The 15,945-nt window shown below is 71.8% G+C and carries 13 protein-coding genes; 5 read left to right on the top strand and 8 right to left on the bottom strand.

Annotated elements, in window-relative coordinates:
* Positions 1–27 precede the first annotated feature (27 nt).
* Both ACZ7MG_RS21920 and ACZ7MG_RS21925 read left to right on the top strand, forming a co-directional pair.
* On the top strand, positions 28–1,452 hold the full coding sequence (locus ACZ7MG_RS21920) for a lipase maturation factor family protein (protein ID WP_471391389.1): 1,425 nt from the start codon (positions 28–30) through the stop codon (positions 1,450–1,452).
* Positions 1,453–1,590: 138 nt separating this feature from the next.
* Positions 1,591–2,946: an amidase gene (locus ACZ7MG_RS21925; protein ID WP_471391231.1), complete on the top strand. Its 1,356-nt coding sequence runs from the start codon at positions 1,591–1,593 to the stop codon at positions 2,944–2,946.
* A gap of 6 nt (positions 2,947–2,952) precedes the next feature.
* Here the strand turns inward: ACZ7MG_RS21925 and ACZ7MG_RS21930 are convergent, their stop codons facing one another.
* A complete protein-coding gene (locus ACZ7MG_RS21930) occupies positions 2,953–3,435 on the bottom strand; it encodes a GNAT family N-acetyltransferase (protein WP_471391228.1) in 483 nt (160 codons plus the stop codon).
* Between the two features lie 51 nt (positions 3,436–3,486).
* Positions 3,487–3,657, bottom strand: a complete 171-nt coding sequence (locus ACZ7MG_RS21935) for a hypothetical protein (protein ID WP_471391226.1) — start codon at positions 3,655–3,657, stop codon at positions 3,487–3,489.
* 495 nt (positions 3,658–4,152) lie between these two features.
* On the opposite strand from ACZ7MG_RS21935, the gene ACZ7MG_RS21940 reads away from it, so the two are divergent.
* Positions 4,153–4,650 (top strand): hypothetical protein, encoded by a 498-nt coding sequence (locus ACZ7MG_RS21940; protein WP_471391224.1) that lies wholly within the window; start codon positions 4,153–4,155, stop codon positions 4,648–4,650.
* Here ACZ7MG_RS21940 and ACZ7MG_RS21945 read toward each other — a convergent pair.
* The 5 genes from ACZ7MG_RS21945 to ACZ7MG_RS21965 form a co-directional block, all read right to left on the bottom strand.
* Positions 4,629–6,131, bottom strand: a complete 1,503-nt coding sequence (locus ACZ7MG_RS21945) for an SDR family NAD(P)-dependent oxidoreductase (protein ID WP_471391222.1) — start codon at positions 6,129–6,131, stop codon at positions 4,629–4,631. The genes ACZ7MG_RS21940 and ACZ7MG_RS21945 overlap by 22 nt on opposite strands.
* Before the next feature lie 261 nt (positions 6,132–6,392).
* A complete protein-coding gene (locus ACZ7MG_RS21950) occupies positions 6,393–7,739 on the bottom strand; it encodes a wax ester/triacylglycerol synthase family O-acyltransferase (RefSeq protein ID WP_471391219.1) in 1,347 nt (448 codons plus the stop codon).
* 177 nt (positions 7,740–7,916) lie between these two features.
* A complete protein-coding gene (gene glgC, locus ACZ7MG_RS21955; RefSeq protein WP_471391216.1) occupies positions 7,917–9,137 on the bottom strand; it encodes a glucose-1-phosphate adenylyltransferase in 1,221 nt (406 codons plus the stop codon).
* A 55-nt stretch (positions 9,138–9,192) separates the two neighbouring features.
* Entirely contained in the window at positions 9,193–10,344 is a 1,152-nt protein-coding gene (glgA, locus tag ACZ7MG_RS21960; RefSeq protein ID WP_471391213.1) for a glycogen synthase, read from the bottom strand.
* A 94-nt stretch (positions 10,345–10,438) separates the two neighbouring features.
* A complete protein-coding gene (locus ACZ7MG_RS21965) occupies positions 10,439–11,179 on the bottom strand; it encodes a (2Fe-2S)-binding protein (RefSeq protein ID WP_471391211.1) in 741 nt (246 codons plus the stop codon).
* Between the two features lie 228 nt (positions 11,180–11,407).
* Here ACZ7MG_RS21965 and ACZ7MG_RS21970 point away from each other — a divergent pair, with 228 nt between their 5' ends.
* Complete coding sequence (locus tag ACZ7MG_RS21970) at positions 11,408–12,562, top strand: DMT family transporter (protein ID WP_471391208.1); 1,155 nt, start codon at positions 11,408–11,410, stop codon at positions 12,560–12,562.
* Between the two features lie 45 nt (positions 12,563–12,607).
* Here the strand turns inward: ACZ7MG_RS21970 and ACZ7MG_RS21975 are convergent, their stop codons facing one another.
* Entirely contained in the window at positions 12,608–13,759 is a 1,152-nt protein-coding gene (locus ACZ7MG_RS21975; protein ID WP_471391205.1) for a transglycosylase family protein, read from the bottom strand.
* Between the two features lie 335 nt (positions 13,760–14,094).
* Between ACZ7MG_RS21975 and gndA the strand changes: the two genes are divergently transcribed.
* Positions 14,095–15,534 carry an NADP-dependent phosphogluconate dehydrogenase gene (gene gndA, locus ACZ7MG_RS21980; protein WP_471391203.1) on the top strand — a complete coding sequence of 480 codons (1,440 nt, stop codon included), beginning with the start codon at positions 14,095–14,097 and terminating at the stop codon, positions 15,532–15,534.
* Positions 15,535–15,945 lie beyond the last annotated feature (411 nt).

A 15,945-nucleotide genomic window follows, 5' to 3' on the forward strand; every position in this document is an offset into this window, starting at 1 on the left:
GCCGATCCGGCCACTATCGTCGGTGACGTGGAGTGGTTCACCGGGCCCGACTACTGGCTGAGCCGGCTGCTCTTCCAGCGGGCGCTGGCCGTCCTCTATCTGGTCGCCTTCCTGGGGGCGGCCCTGCACTTCCGCGCGCTGCTCGGTGAGCGCGGGATGCTGCCGATCCCCCGTTTCGTCAAGCGGGTGCCGTTCCGGCGCGCGCCGAGCGTGTTCCACCGCCACTATTCGGACCGTTTCTTCGCGGGCTGGGCCTGGACGGGCTGTGCGGTGTCGGCGGCGCTGGTCGCGGGGGTGGACTCGGCGCTGCCCCTGTGGGCCGGCATGCTGCTGTGGCTCGTGCCCTGGGCGATGTATCTGTCGATCGTGAACGTCGGGCAGACCTGGTACTCCTTCGGCTGGGAGTCGCTGCTCCTGGAGGTCGGTTTTCTGGCCGTCTTCCTCGGCAACGACGAGGTGGCGCCGCCGGTGGTCGTGCTGTTCCTGCTGCGCTGGGTGCTGTTCCGGGTCGAGTTCGGCGCCGGGCTGATCAAGATGCGCGGCGACGAGTGCTGGCGGAAGCTGACCTGTCTCGACCACCACCACGAGACCCAGCCGATGCCGGGCCCCCTCAGCTGGTTCTTCCACCACCTCCCGAAGCCGTTCCACCGCGTCGAGGTGGCCGCCAACCACGTCACCCAGCTCGTCGTCCCGTTCCTGCTCTTCGCCCCGCAGCCGATCGCCACGGCCGCAGCCTCGCTGATGATCCTGACCCAGCTGTGGCTGATCCTGTCGGGCAACTTCTCCTGGCTGAACTGGATCACCGTCGTGCTGGCCCTGTCCGCCGTCGACTTCGGCACGACCGCACCGGACACCCCGGACGCACCCCTCTGGTACACGGTCGTCGTGCTCGCCGTCGCCGCCCTCGTCCTCGGGCTCAGCTACCACCCGGTCCGCAACATGATCTCCCGCCGCCAGGTCATGAACCGCTCCTTCGACCCGCTGCACCTGGTCAACACCTACGGGGCGTTCGGCAGCATCAGCCGGGTGCGGTACGAGGTGGTGATCGAGGGCACGGCGGACGAGACGCCGCGCGAGGACTCCGAGTGGCGGGCGTACGAGTTCAAGGGCAAGCCGGGCGATCCCCGGCGCTGGCCGCGCCAGTTCGCCCCCTACCATCTGCGGCTCGACTGGCTGATGTGGTTCGCCGCGCTCTCCCCCGCGTACGCCGACTCCTGGTTCGGAGCCCTGGTGGAACGCCTCCTGGAGAACGACCGCGACACCCTCCGTCTGCTCCGCCGCTCCCCCTTCCCCGCCGACGCCCCGCCCCGCTTCGTCCGCGCCCGCCTCTTCCGCTACCGCTACACGACCTGGCACGAGCTGCGGCGGACCGGGGCCTGCTGGGAGCGGACGTACGTACGGGAGTTCCTGCCGCCGACCCGGCTGGCCGGTCCGCCCGCGCGCGAGCCGTAGCCGGTCACGACTTCCCGGCGGACTCTCGACGCGGGGGCGCCCCACAGGGCACAGTGCTGCCGTACTCGATCACTACTCACGGGTACGCCCTTCTGTCGCGTCCGGCACCGGCGCGCACGACACCGCCAGGGAGCGCCCGTGACCACGTGGGCCGGCCGGACCGCCGCCGAGATCGCCGCCGCCGTACGGGAGAAGAGGGTCACCCCGCGTGCGGTGGTGGCCGAGCATCTGGCCCGGATCGAGGCGCTGGACGGGCGGGTCGGCGCGTTCCGCACGGTCCGGGCGGCGGCGGCCCTCGCGGAGGCCGACGAGGTGGCCGGGCGGGCCGATCTCGCCGAACTGCCGCTGGCGGGCGTGCCGGTGGCGATCAAGGACAACCTCGCCGTACGGGGCGAGGCCACCCGCAACGGGTCCGCCGCGACCCCGGAGACACCCGCCGACGAGGACCATGTGACCGTGGCCCGGCTGCGGGCCGCGGGCGCGGTGGTCGTGGGGCTCACGAACGTGCCCGAGCTGTGTGTCTTCGGTACGACGGACGGTGTGCACGGCATCGCCCGCAACCCGTGGGACCTCTCCCGCACGACCGGCGGCTCCTCGGGCGGCAGCGCGGCCGCGGTGGCCGCCGGGATGGTGCCGCTGGCCCTCGGTAACGACGGGATGGGCTCGCTGCGGATACCGGCCGCCAACTGCGGTCTGCTCGGCCTCAAGCCGGGCTTCGGTGTCGTCCCGGCGGACATCGGGCACGGCGACTGGTTCGGCATGTCGGAGAACGGCCCGCTCGCGACGACGGTCGAGGACGCCCGGCTGATGTTCGGGATACTCGCGGGCTCGGCCACCGAAAAGCCGTCCGAGCCCGCCCCGTCCCCGACCTCGCCGAGCGTCGCCCTGTCCGTGCGCAGCCCCCTGCCCGGTGTGGCCGTCACCCGCCCGTACGCCGATGCCGCGCGCCGGGCCGCCGAGTTGCTGACCGGCGCCGGGCTGACCGTACGGCCGGCGGATCCCTCGTATCCGGTCTGGCTGGGCACGACCTCGCTGGCGCACTGGACGGCGGGGACGGCGGTGGACGCCGAGGACCTGGACCCGCGGCTGCTCACCCGGCGCACGCGGGTGCACGCGGCCCTGGGGCGGCGCTTCGTGCAGGGGGTGCGCGCGGGCGACCGCCGGGAGCAACTGCGCCGCCGTCTGCGGCCGTTCTTCGCCGAGCACGATGTGCTGCTCACCCCGGCGCTCGCCCGGCGCGGGCCGGCCGCCGCCAACTGGCACGAGCGGGGCTGGCTGCGCAATCTGCTGGTGAACACCAGCTACTCGCCGCTGACCCCGCCGTGGAACCTCACGGGCTGGCCGGCGCTGTCGGTGCCGTTCGGCACCCTGCCGTCGGGTGCGCCCTGTGCGGTGCAGTTGGTGGGCCGCCCGGGCTCGGAGCTCGAACTCCTGGCGGTGGCGGGCCGGTTGGAGGAGCTGAACCCGTGGCGGCGGACGGCGCCCATGGACTAGGCGGTTTCAGAGCGCCTTGTACATGATGTGCAGCCCGACCCGGCCGTCCTTCGGGTGGTCGAACGCGTCCGGGACGGTGCCGAGGACGGTGAAGCCGAGGGAGGTCCAGAGGCGTACGGCGGGGTTGGTCTCGACGACGGCGTTGAACACCATGCCCCGGAAGCCCTGGGCCACGGCCTCGGTGAGGATGTGCTCGGCGAGGGCGCGGCCGATGCCACGGCCGGCCCGGTCGGGGTCGACCATGAAGCCCGCGTTGGCGATACGGGCGGCGGGGCCACCGTAGTTGGGGGTGAGGAAGGCGGAGCCGATCACCGCTCCGGTCTCGTCCTCGGCGACGTACACGCGCTTCGCGGGCGCCATCCACAGGGCGCGGGCGGCTTCCTCGGTGGTGTCCGGGTCCCAGGTGTAGGTCTCACCGGCGGCGACGACGCGGTGCCAGAACGGCCAGATCCCGGGCCAGTCGGCGGCGGTGGCTTCTCTGATCTGCATGGGCGCGAGTCTGGCACGCCCATGCAGACGGCGATCACACGGTCCTGCCGGTCAGTCCACGCTGGGCAGGATGTGGGGCTCGGCGAGGTCGTCCTCGTAGCCCGCCAGTCGGATCGGGGCGGACCTGGCCCACACGTCCAGGCTGCCGAGTTCCTTCTTCGACCGGCCGCCCTCGGTGCGTTCCTTGGGGCGTTGATCGCCATTCGATTTCTCTGGTGTCACCGCGCACTCCTTATGTGTCGGGTCACCCTCGGGACGTCGGCCAGCCTGCCGCTGTGCGCCTGACGTCCGCTCGGGTCTGAGTCGATGTCAGTTCGGACGCGGTGGCGCCGGATTTTCTGGGTGCGAGAACAGGCCGTGGTGACCGGCTTGTCCCGGGACGGACCGTGGGTGTGGGTGGGACCCATATAAGGCTGTCCGTCCGGTACAGAGTAACCAAATGAGCGGGCGGCCGCTCGATGGGGCTGAAAACAAGAGGTAACTGTCTTGAGTCGTTCAGCGCCCAGCAGCCCTTACCCTAGGGCAATTTGACCCATTTGGCAGGTTTTCTCATCACCCGTTCGGCTCAGTACTCGAACCCCGCACCGGTCCGACGACCCATCGGATCGCTGGCCTCGGCACGTAGTTCAGGTCCCGTTGGCCGAATAGCAAGCCGACCATGATCTGCTCATGTGTCGCAACGGCATTTCTCGCGGGCGGACTCGGGAGGACCGGCGGATGGAACTGCGCAGCGTCGACGAGCTGATGGATCTGCTGCACGCCTGCCGGGACGGCGGCACGGCGCCGGACCGCCGCCGGGGCACCCCGGTGGATTCCCGCGAACACGCGCTGCAGACCGCCGCGCTGCTGCGCCGGGGGCGGCCGGCCGACAAGGAACTCCAGGTGGCCGGTCTGGTGCACGCCATCGGCCATCTGCTCCGTCCGGGTGACGACACCGGCCACGCCGACCTGGCGGCCGACACCGTACGGCCCCTGCTCGGCGAACGGGTCGCCCGGCTCGTACGCCTGCACGCCCTCGGCGCGGACGACCTCGTGCGGATGCACGCGGGCGGCTGGGCGGACGCCGTGCTCGTCGAGGACGTACTCGCCCTGCGCCACGCGGACGAGGCGGGCTGGACACCCGGCGTGGACGCCGGGGTACTGGAGGACTGGCGGACGGTACTGGAGTTGGTGTCGGACCGGGCCCGGTCCACTCACCACTTGCCGGGCGCGTAGTCCTTCAGGAAGACGCCGTACACGTCCTCGCCCCGCTCGCCGAGGACGACGGGGTCGTAGACGCGGGCCGCGCCGTCGACGAGGTCGAGCGGGGCGTGGAAGCCCTCGTCGGCGAGGCGCAGCTTGTCGAAGTGGGGGCGCTCGTCGGTGATCCAGCCGGTGTCGACCGAGGTCATCAGGATGCCGTCGGACTGGAACATCTCCTGGGCGCTGGTCCGCGTGACCATGTTCATCGCGGCCTTGGCGGCGTTGGTGTTCGGGTGGCCCGCGCCCTTGTAGCCGCGGCCGAAGACGCCCTCCATCGCGGAGACGTTCACGACGTACGCCCGTCCGCTGCTCGCCTTCCGGGCGGCGTCGGCCATGGCCGGGCGGAGCTTGCTGATCAGGATGAAGGGGGCCGTGTAGTTGCAGAGCTGGGTCTCCAGCAGTTCCACCGGGGAGATCTGCTCGATGGTCTGCACCCAGGTGTTGCTGTCCACCACGTCGGGGACGAGGCCGCCCGCGTCGATGGCGGTGCCGTCGAGGTGCCGGGCGACGCTGGCGTTGCCCGCGACCAGGGCGAGGTCGGCGACCCGCTGCGCGTCGAGGCCGCTGGTGCCGACGGGCAGTGCGGCGCTCCCGGTCAGGCCGTCCACCGCGCCGGAGTTGAAGGCGCCGATGACGTGGTACGGGGGCAGCTCGCCGACGGGCAGCGGGGCGCTCTCGCCGTCGACCAGGGCGGCGTAGGCGGAGGGCAGGCGGCGGACGGTCTGGGTCGCGTTGTTGATGAGGATGTCCAGGGGGCCGGCCTCGGCGACCTGGTCGGCGAGGGCGACGGCCTGGGCCGGGTCGCGCAGGTCGATGCCGACGACCTCCAGGCGGTCCATCCAGTCCGCGGAGTCGTCCATGGCCTTGAAGCGGCGGATGGCGTCCTTCGGGAAACGCGTGGTGATCGTGGTGTGCGCGCCGTCGCGCAGCAGCCGCAGGGCGATGTACATGCCGATCTTGGCGCGGCCGCCGGTGAGCAGGGCGCGCTTGCCGGTGAGGTCGGCGCGGGCGTCGCGCTTGCCGCGGTTCAGCCGGGCGCAGTCGGCGCAGAGCTGGTGGTAGAAGTAGTCGACCTCGACGTACCGGGTCTTGCAGGTGTAGCAGGAGCGGGGGCGCTGGAGTATCCCCGCGATCTTGCCCTCCTCGGTGACGGACGACGGCAGGATGCCCTCGGTCTCGTCGTCGATGCGCTGGGCTGAGCCGGTGGCGGTGGACTCGGTGACCGCCTTGTCGTGGGCGGTCTTGGCGGCGCGGCGCTCCTGGCGGCGGCGCTGCTTGACCGTGCGGTACACACCGGCGGTCGCCCTTCGCACCGCGATGGCGTCGGGGTGGTCGACCTCCAGCTTGTCCAGTTCGTCCAGCACGCTGAGGCACACGGCGAGCCGCTCCGGGTCGATCCCCGGGCCGTACGCGACCTCGTCCGTGGTCGCCGGGCCGTCCTCTGTCACCGTCATCGCGCTGCCGTTTCCCTGAATCACCGCGGCCCGCCCAGGCGCGTCCGCTGTCGAACGGGGAATTGTACGGAGCGGGGGGTGTGGTGACCAAACTTCGGGTGCGGGTCCGGTGGGGGCTGGTCGCGCAGTTCCCCGCGCCCCTCAAGGGCCTACGGCCCTTTCGGGCCGAAAAACACGGGGCGCAGCCCCTGCTTTTCAGGGGCGCGGGGAACTGCGCGAGAAGCCCCACCGAACCCGCACCCGGCGACGCACCCCGACGCGTCACACCTCACACGCCGCCAACAGCTCCCGCACCTCCCGGGTGACCGCCGAGGAGAGCCGCTCCAGGTCCGGGACGGCCTCCGCGTCGGCGACGAGGCCGTAGTGGACGCTGCCCCGGTACGTGGAGACGGCGACGGCGAGGGACTGACCGTGGGCGAGCGGAGCGAGGGGGTAGATCTCGGCGAGGGGGCAGCCGCCGAGGCGGAGGCCGAGGCTGGGCAGCGGCACGCTGGTGACGAGGATGTCGAACCAGAGGCGGGCGGCCTGGCTCACCAGCGGCCCCCCGAGGCGGTGGCCGAGCGGCAGCACATGATCGGCGAGGAGGGCGACCGCCCCCGCACCCCGGTTCGGCCCGGCGTCCTTGTTCCGGTCCATCGCCGCCCGGACCGTGCGCAGCCGCCGCAGCGGGTCGGGGTCGTCCACCGGCAGTTTCATCAGGTATCCGGAGAGCCGGTTGCCCTGCGGATGCGCCGTGCGCGGCCGGCGCTTGGAGACCGGGATCAGCGCCCGGGGCGCGACCCCCTCGCTGCCGTCCCCGCGCTCGTCCAGCCACCGCCGCAGCGCCCCCGCCACCACCGCGATGAGGACGTCGTTGACGGTGCCGCCGACGGTCTTGCGGATCTTGTGCACGTCGTCGAGGTCCACGAGGACCCCGGCCGTACGGCGGGTGCCGCTGGCCTCGGAGGTCAGTGCGGCGGAGGAGCGGGCGCCGAGGGTCGCGTCGAGTGTGGTGCGGGCGACGGACGCGCCGATGTCGAGGGCCCGCCCGAGGTCGGAGAGGGTCCCCCGGACGAGGTCGGGCAGCTTGCGCACCTCGCCGATCAGGCCGCGCGGCGGCTCGGCGGGGCGCGGCCGGGGCGCGGGCATGTCGATGGGGTCCATCACGGCGGCGGCCAGCGTCAGCGCCCGCAGTCCGTCGGCGAGCGCGTGGTGGAACTTGAACAGCACGGCGAAGGAGGTGCCGTCCGCCCCCGGCAGCACATGCGCCTCCCACGGCGGCCGGCCGCGCTCCAGCGGGCGTTCCATGAGCCGTCCGGCCACCTCGTGGAAGTCGGTGGTCGGCGCGTGCAGCCGTACGTGGTCGAAGGGCTCGAAGTCGGCGACGGGCTCCCGGGTCGCGCCGCCGAACGCGAGCGGCAGCCGTACGTCCGGGACCCAGACGTCCCGGATCCGCATCCGCAGCCCGGGCACGGCGGCGGCCCGCGTGGCGAGCAACTCGGCGGCGTGGGCGCCCGCGGTGGGCGAGTTCGCGGTGAAGACCCCCAGGGCGGCCAGATGCATGGGGTGTTCGGCGGACTCGATGTTCCAGAACGCCAGGTCGAGTGGGGCGAGCAGGTCAGAAGTCAAGGGCTTGCCTCGCGTCGACGACGGGTGAGTCAGCAGTCAATCGCTGTTGGCCGATTACGGTCAAGTACGATCAAGCTACGCACAGTTAACAACAGATTAAGTCCCGCCACGTGAGAGAGGCGGGACTCATGGGACATCTGTGTGCACAGGGGTCACCCTGAAGGGCTATCTCCGGGGCTACGGCACCTGCTGACCCTTGCCCAACGCGATCACCCCGCCCTGGGAGACGGTGTACAGCTCGGCGTCCCGCTCGGGGTTGACTCCGATGGTGGCGCCGGGGGGCACCTGGACGTTCTTGTCGATCACGGCGCCGCGGACGACCGCACCCCGTCCGATGTGGACGTTGTCGTGCAGGACCGAGCCCTGGACCACGGCGCCCGGGTCCACGACCACCCCCGGCGAGAGGACGGACCGCGTCACCTGGCCGCGGATCAGACAGCCCGCACTGATGATCGACTCGCTGGCGATGCCGCCCGCGTTGAACCGGGCCGGCGAGAGCTGGCCGGAGCTGGTGTAGATGGGCCAGCTGCGGTTGAAGAGATTGAAGGCGGGGCGCTCGGCGATCAGGTCCATATGGGCGTCGTAGTAGGCGTCGAGCGTGCCGACGTCCCGCCAGTAACCCTGGTCGCGGGTGGTCTCGCCGGGGACGTGGTTGGCGCTGAAGTCGTAGAGCTGGGCCTCGCCCCGGTCGGTGAGCTGGGGCAGGATCGAGCCGCCCATGTCGTGGACGGAGTCCTCGTCCTCCGCGTCCCGCTGGAGCGCCTCCACCAGGGCCTTGGTGGTGAAGAGGTAGTTGCCCATCGAGGCGAACACGCATTCGGGGTCGTCGGCGAGGCCCGGCGGGTCGGCCGGCTTCTCCAGGAAGCGTTCGACGGTCCGGCCGTCGGAGCCGGGGGTGATCACCCCGAAGGACGACGACTCCGTGCGCGGCACCCGGATACCGGCCACCGTGACCCCGGCGCCGCCCTCGATGTGCTGCGCCAGCATCTGGCGGGGGTCCATGCGGTAGACGTGGTCGGCGCCGAACACGGCCACGTACTCCGGCCGTTCGTCGTGCACCAGGTTCAGGGACTGCAGGAGCGCGTCCGCGCTGCCCAGGTACCAGCGCGGGCCCAGCCGCTGCTGGGCCGGGACCGGGGTGACGTAGTTGCCCAGCAGGCTCGACATCCGCCAGGTCGTGGTGATGTGCCGGTCCAGCGAGTGCGACTTGTACTGCGTGAGCACGCAGATGCGCAGGATGTCCGCGTTGACGAGGTTGGAGAGAACGAAATCCACCAGGCGGTACGTCCCGCCGAAGGTCACCGCTGGTTTCGCGCGGTCGGCGGTCAGAGGCATCAGCCTCTTGCCCTCGCCGCCCGCCAGTACGATTCCCAGCACCGAAGGTCCACCGCGCCGCATGCCGCCGCCCCTCTACACCCGCTCGTGCCGAACCCTGCCCTTGCCTGCCCCTTGACTACCCCTGTTTGAGGACTTCCTCGTAAAGCAGGACCGTCCGCCGGGCGACCGCGTCCCAGCCGAACTCGCGCACCGCGCGCTCCCGTCCGGCCTCGCCCATCCGGGCGGCCGTCGCGGGGTCGGCGAGCACCGAGTCGAGGGCACGGGCCAGCCCGTCCTCGAAGCCGTCCCCGGTCGGCACCAGCAGACCCGTGACGCCGTCCTCCACGACCTCCGGGATGCCCCCGACCCGGGACGCCACCACGGCCGTACCGCAGGCCATGGCCTCCAGGTTGACGATGCCGAGCGGCTCGTACACCGACGGGCAGGCGAACACGGCGGCGTGCGTGAGGAGCTGGATGACGTCCGGACGCGGCAGCATCTGCGGGATCCAGAACAGGCCCTCGCGCACACGGCTCAGTTCCGCGAAGAGATCGCGGAACTCCTGGTCTATCTCCGGCGTGTCGGGTGCGCCGGCGCAGAGCACGACCTGCGCGCCCGGGTCGATGTCCCGGACGGCGCGCAGCAGATGGGGCACGCCCTTCTGCCGGGTGATCCGGCCGACGAACAGGACGTACGGGCGGCCGGGGTCGATCCCGATGCGGTCGAGGACGTCCGTGCCGTGGTCCGGCCGGTAGAGGGAGGTGTCGATGCCGTTGTGCACGACATGGAGCCGCGCCGGGTCCAGGGCGGGGTAGCAGCCGAGGATGTCGTCGCGCATGGCGCCGGAGACGGCGATCACCGCGTCGGCGGACTCGACGGCGGTGCGCTCGGCCCAGCCGGACAGGGCGTATCCGCCGCCCAGTTGCTCGGCCTTCCAGGGGCGCAGCGGCTCCAGCGAGTGGGCGGTCATCACATGCGGGATGCCGTGCAGCAGCTTGCCGAAGTGCCCGGCCAGGTTGGCGTACCAGGTGTGGGAGTGGACCAGTTCGCGGCCTTCGAGGCCGGCGGCGATGGAGAGGTCCACGGAGAAGGTGCGCAGCGCGTCGTTGGCGCCGTCGAGCGCGGACCAGGGCCGGTGGCGTACGACACCGCCGCTCGCGCCCTCGCCCCAGCAGTGCACCTCCAGGTCGACGAGGGACCGCAACTCGTGGGCGAGGAACTCGACATGGACGCCCGCGCCACCGTAGACGTCGGGCGGATACTCCCGGGTCAGCAGGCCGACTCGCACCCGGAACCCCCTGTCTCAGCGGCTGGTTCCCACATGGTCACCCAGAAGGGTCGGTTGCGGAAGACCACGATTGCGCGCGGGCGCGCGCCGGATGTCAGGGGCGGGGACCCCGGAGGGGGCGTGCGCCGGGCGTGCGGTCGAAGCAGCAGTCGCCGCACAGCCCGCCGCCGGGCAGCCGGTAGTAGAGACAGCAGCTGCGACGGCGGTACGTCACCGGGTCGAGCGTGCCCGCCAGGCCCGGGAGCGCGAACAGCTCCGCGGCGAGCGCGCGGGCCCGACTCGCCACCTCCGTACGGCCGTTGGCGGCGGCCCAGCGGTCGATCTGGCGCACGGCGCCCATCAGCGCGGACCCCGCGTTCCCCCACAGCAGCCGCTCGGAGACGGGCAGTTGAGCGCGCAGGGCGGCCGCCAGCGGCAGGAGATGGCCGTCCCGGACGACCTCCCCGATCCGCTCGGCGGGCAGGCTCCGTAGCTCGGTCAGCCACAGGTCGTCCGGGGCGCTCGCGTCCGCGTCCCAGCGCAGCAGACGCGGATCGAGGTCGGGGACGCGGCCGTACAGGGCGGCCGCGCCGAGGGCCACCGACCACAGCCGGGCGGCGAGGCCGAGGTGGGCGAGGGAGGCGGCCACGCGCGGCTCGGGGGCCCGCACACTCCGGGCGACCTTGCGGACACGAAAAATTACGGGATTCGCGTAAACCTCCTCTTTCACATCGGCATCCCGTGCCGCGTAGGCCTCCGCGAGGGTCGGCGGCCGGCCGTGCGGCGGTTCTCCCGTGCGTAGTACGGAGAAACCGCCGAGGGCCGCGAGCGCGGTGAGGCCGGGGTCGTGATTCACGAGGACGAGTAGTACCAGGCCGCGGGGGCGAGTTCGCCTGGAGGTCTGCACTCCGTGTCGCCCACCTTGGGTATGACGTGGGGTCGGTCGTACTCCAACGGCAGTAGGACGTATTGAGTGCTCAGGTACGACGACGTGAGCGCTTCGGCGAGGCATCGTGGTCACCATGAAAGCCGAGCGTTCACCGCGCCGGGCCGGGAGCCCCCGCGCTTCGCTGAGGAGCCGCACATGAGCGCCCTCGCGTTGTCCGTGCTGTTGTCGTTCGTCTCCGCCGTGGCGTACGCGGGCGGGGCGATCGTCCAGGAGCGTGTCGCGGTGTCCTCACCCGGCCAGTCCTACGCGCCGCTGCGCCGGCCGGTCTGGTGGGCCGCCGTCGGGCTGAACGGCCTCGGCGGGGTCCTGCACGTGGTGGCCCTGGCCTACGGCCCGCTGAGCCTGGTGCAGCCGCTGGGCGCGCTGACCATCGTCTTCGCCCTGCCCATGGCGGCGCTCTTCGTCGGCCGCAGGGCGGGCGCGACGGCCTGGCGGGGCGCGATCATGGCGACGGTCGGTCTGGCGGGCCTGCTCTCCCTGGTGGGCACGGCGGACGCGCAGTCGCTGGACACCACCCAGCGGGTGCTGGTGGGCATGGTCAGCGGGGGCGGGGTGGCCGCGCTGATGGTGGCGGCGCGCGCGGCGCACCGGCATCCGGCGGTGCGCAGCATCCTGCTGGCGATCGCCTCCGGTGTCGCGTTCGGCATGTCCTCGGTCTTCACCAAGACGGTCGCCGTCGACTGGACGGACGGCGTCACCCTCTCCGACCTGCCGACCCTCGCCGTCATAGGCGTCTTCGCCACGGCCGGTCTGCTGCTGTCCCAGGCGGCCTACCGGGGCGGCGGCCTCACCGCCCCACTGGCCACGCTCACCGTGGTGAACCCGGTGGTGGCGGCCGCGGTCGGCATCACGATGTTCGGCGAGACGTTCCGCTACGGCACGACCGGCACCCTGCTCGCGCTGGGCTGCGGTGTCGTCGCGGCGGGCGGTCTGATCCTGCTGACCACCGAGCGCCTCGGCGACGAGGCCGAGGCGGAGCGGGCCGAGCTGGAGCGGGCCGAGGCGGCCGGCGCGGACGCCACGGTTCCGGTCACCGGCCGGGAGCGGGAGTCCCTGACCCTGGAGGAGCTGCTCGCGGGGCTTCCGCGACAGACCGCGGAGGTCACCGGCGCCGGTGCCACGATCGGCCTGGACCAGCGGGTGGTCGTACCGGCGCCGTTCCTCGGGCGGAGCACGGCGACGGCGGGCGCGGACGACGGTGCGCCCGGCCTGCTGCTGCAGCCCTTCCACGGCGAGTTGTACGTGCCCAGGACTCTCCTCGACCGGCATCGCGACCGCGTGAAAACCTGAGCGGGAGGCCCGGACGGGCCTCCCGCACCATGTCAGGTGGCCACGTCAGATCCGGACCCCTCCCGCCCGCAGATAGGCGATCGGATCGATGTCGCTGCCGAAGCCGGGCCCGGTCCGCACCTCGAAGTGCAGATGCGGGCCCGAGCTGTTGCCGGTGGAGCCGGAGCGGCCGATGCGCTGGCCCGTGCCCACGCTCTGGCCGGCCTTCACGGAGATCGCCGACAGATGCGCGTACTGCGTGTAGCGGCCGTCGGCGTGCCGGATCACCACCTGGTAGCCGAAGGAGCCGCCCCAGCCCGAGGTGACGACCTGACCGGCGGCCACGGACTTCACCGTGCTGCCGGTCGACACGGGGAAGTCGACGCCCGTGTGGTAGCCCTTCGACCAGGAGGAGCCCGAGGCGCGGTAGGGCGTGCCGAGGGAAGCGCTGACCGGGGCGACGAAGGACGCCGACTCCTGCTGCTTGTCGGACGCCTGCTGCTTCTGTTTCTGCGGCTTCTGCTTCTGCTTCTCTTGTTTCTCTTGCTTGTTCTGCTTCTCCTGCTTCTTTTCCTGCTTCCCTTCCTGCTTCTGCTGTTTCTTCTGGCCCGCCGTGTCGAGGCTCAGCCGCTGGCCCGGGATGATCACGTCCGGGTCGGAGCCGATGGCCTTGCGGTTGGCCTCGTAGAGCTTGCGCCAGCCGCCCCGGACGTCCTGGGAGTCGGCGATCTCGGACAGGGTGTCGCCCCGGACGACCGTGTACATCTCGACCTTGCCGGCCTGTGACTGGGGCGTGGTCTGCGGTTTCACATCCTCGATCTGCCGGGCGGGCCCGTCACCGCCGCGGGTGAGGCCCGCGCGCTGCGAGCACACCGGCCAGGCGCCCGGGCCCTGTCCGTCGAGGACCTTCTCGGCTATCGCGATCTGCTGTTCCTTGGTGGCCAGGTCCGCGCGGGCGGCGTAGGCGGTGCCGCCGTAGGCCTCCCAGGTGGACTGGCTGAACTGCAGACCGCCGTAATAGCCGTTCCCGCTGTTGATGTTCCAGTCGTTGGTGGACTCGCAGGCCGCGACCTTGTCCCAGGTCTCGACATCGGCCGCTTCCGCGACCCCGGTGCCGATCAGCGGGAGCGCCATCCCGGCGCCGCCCGCCGTGACCGTGAGTGAGGCGCGATTGATCCTGTTCGGCTGGTACCGACGGTGCCGACCGCGTACGGCCATGGAAGAGCCCCCTCGCCTATGCCATGAGCCGCAAAAGTAAGCGCCCCGAACCGGCCATGACAAGACGAAAAATCAGCCGCTCCCGTCCCGTGCGTGGCGGGTTAGCGCCCTGCTCCGGCGCGTAAGTGACGCCCTCCGGCGCGCGCGTGACGAGCGACGGCGCACAAACACCCGGGTTGCGCTCCCCATTGAGGCAGGTAGGGCCCTTCCCCCGTACTCACCCACGGCAGGCCGCGCAGCGCGGACGGGGCCGGTGCACGTCAGGATGGCCGGAAGGACAATACTGGCGGGCAGGAACGGCACCACCGATATCAGGATCCATAGGAGCCAACCGTATGAGCACTTCAGCCCAGATCGGCGTCACCGGCCTCGCGGTCATGGGGAGCAACCTCGCCCGTAACTTCGCCCGCAACGGCTACACGGTCGCGGTCCACAACCGCTCCGCGGCGAAGACCCACGCGCTGATCGAGGAGCACGGGCACGAGGGCGACTTCATCGCGGCCGAGACCGCCAAGGACTTCGTGCAGGCGCTGGAGCGCCCCCGGCGCCTGGTCGTCATGGTGAAGGCGGGCGGGCCGACGGACGCGGTGATCGAGGAGTTCGCGCCGCTCCTGGAGCCCGGCGACATGATCATCGACGGTGGCAACGCGCACTTCGCCGACACCCGCCGCCGCGAGGCCGCGCTCCGCGAGCAGGGCATCCACTTCGTCGGCGCCGGTATCTCCGGCGGCGAGGAGGGCGCGCTCAACGGGCCGAGCATCATGCCGGGCGGCCCGGTCGAGTCGTACGACTCCCTCGGCCCGATGCTGGAGAAGATCTCCGCGAAGGCCGCCGACGGCGCGCCCTGTGTCACGCACGTCGGCCCCGACGGCGCCGGGCACTTCGTGAAGATGGTCCACAACGGCATTGAGTACGCCGACATGCAGCTGATCGGCGAGGCGTACCAGCTGCTGCGCGACGTGGCCGGCTACACGCCCGCGCAGATCGCCGAGATCTTCCGCACCTGGAACACCGGGCGCCTCGACTCGTACCTGATCGAGATCACCGCCGAGGTGCTGGCGCACGTCGACGAGGCCACCGGCAAGCCGTTCGTGGACGTGGTCGTCGACCAGGCCGAGCAGAAGGGCACCGGCCGCTGGACCGTGCAGATCGCGCTGGACCTGGGTGTTCCGGTCTCCGGTATCGCCGAGGCGGTCTTCGCGCGGTCCCTGTCGGGCCACGCCGCGCTGCGTGACGCGTCCCGCTCGCTGGCCGGCCCGAAGGCCACGCCGCTCAGCGCGGCCGAGGCGGGTGCCTTCGCCGACCGGGTCGAGCAGGCGCTGTACGCCTCCAAGATCGTGTCGTACACCCAGGGCTTCCACGAGATCGACGCCGCCCGCGACGAGTACGACTGGAACATCGACCTCGGTAAGGTCGCCTCGATCTGGCGCGGCGGCTGCATCATCCGCGCGGCCTTCCTCGACCGCATCCGGGCCGCGTACGACGCCCGGCCCGACCTGCCGAGCCTGCTCTCCGACGACACGTTCGCCCAGGAGATCGCGGCGGCGCAGGACGACTGGCGCGAGGTGCTGGTGGCGGCGACGCGGCAGGGGGTGCCGACGCCCGGGTTCGCGGCGGCGCTGGCGTACTACGACGCGCTGCGTGCGGAGCGGTTGCCTGCGGCGCTTACGCAGGGGCAGCGGGACTTCTTCGGGGCGCACACGTATCGGCGGGTGGACCGGGAGGGGTCGTTCCACACGTTGTGGGGGCAGGGGCGGTCCGAGATCGAAGCCTGAGAGTTGCCTAAGGGGGTGGGGGTGCAGATCGGTCGGCGGCTGCGGGTTGTCGGTGGCTGGTCGCGCAGTTCCCCGCGCCCCTGAACCTTGTTGATGTGGCCCGGCGTGAGACGTTCACGCCGGGCCACACTTCCTTTTCCACCGCTCTATTTACTTCCCTACGACAGCGGGTCCGGCCTTGGTTCGCCCGGGACCGGTTCGGGGCCCGGGGGGTTGGGGACGGGGTCCGGGTCGGGGGTGGGGACCGGGTCGGGGAACGGGGGCGTCGGGAAGGGTTCGGGGCGGTCGGGGCCCGGGCCCGGGGTGGGGCCCGGCTTCATGGGGTCCGGGTCGGGGTGTGTCATCGCGTCCTCCAGCCATGGGTACGTCGGCCATGGACCTGGCGCACGGGTACCCGTCGGCCGCGCGGCC

It is taken from the genome of Streptomyces sp. NPDC107538, from assembly GCF_055657445.1.

Bases quoted from the DNA above. Each gene is read 5' to 3' on its own strand.
- ACZ7MG_RS21930 (WP_471391228.1), bottom strand. From the start codon at position 3,435: ATGCAGATCAGAGAAGCCACCGCCGCCGACTGGCCCGGGATCTGGCCG.
- ACZ7MG_RS21940 (WP_471391224.1), top strand. From the start codon at position 4,153: ATGGAACTGCGCAGCGTCGACGAGCTGATGGATCTGCTGCACGCCTGC.
- ACZ7MG_RS21945 (WP_471391222.1), bottom strand. From the start codon at position 6,131: ATGACGGTGACAGAGGACGGCCCGGCGACCACGGACGAGGTCGCGTAC.
- glgC (WP_471391216.1), bottom strand. From the start codon at position 9,137: ATGCGGCGCGGTGGACCTTCGGTGCTGGGAATCGTACTGGCGGGCGGC.
- ACZ7MG_RS21970 (WP_471391208.1), top strand. From the start codon at position 11,408: ATGAGCGCCCTCGCGTTGTCCGTGCTGTTGTCGTTCGTCTCCGCCGTG.
- ACZ7MG_RS21975 (WP_471391205.1), bottom strand. From the start codon at position 13,759: ATGGCCGTACGCGGTCGGCACCGTCGGTACCAGCCGAACAGGATCAAT.
- gndA (WP_471391203.1), top strand. From the start codon at position 14,095: ATGAGCACTTCAGCCCAGATCGGCGTCACCGGCCTCGCGGTCATGGGG.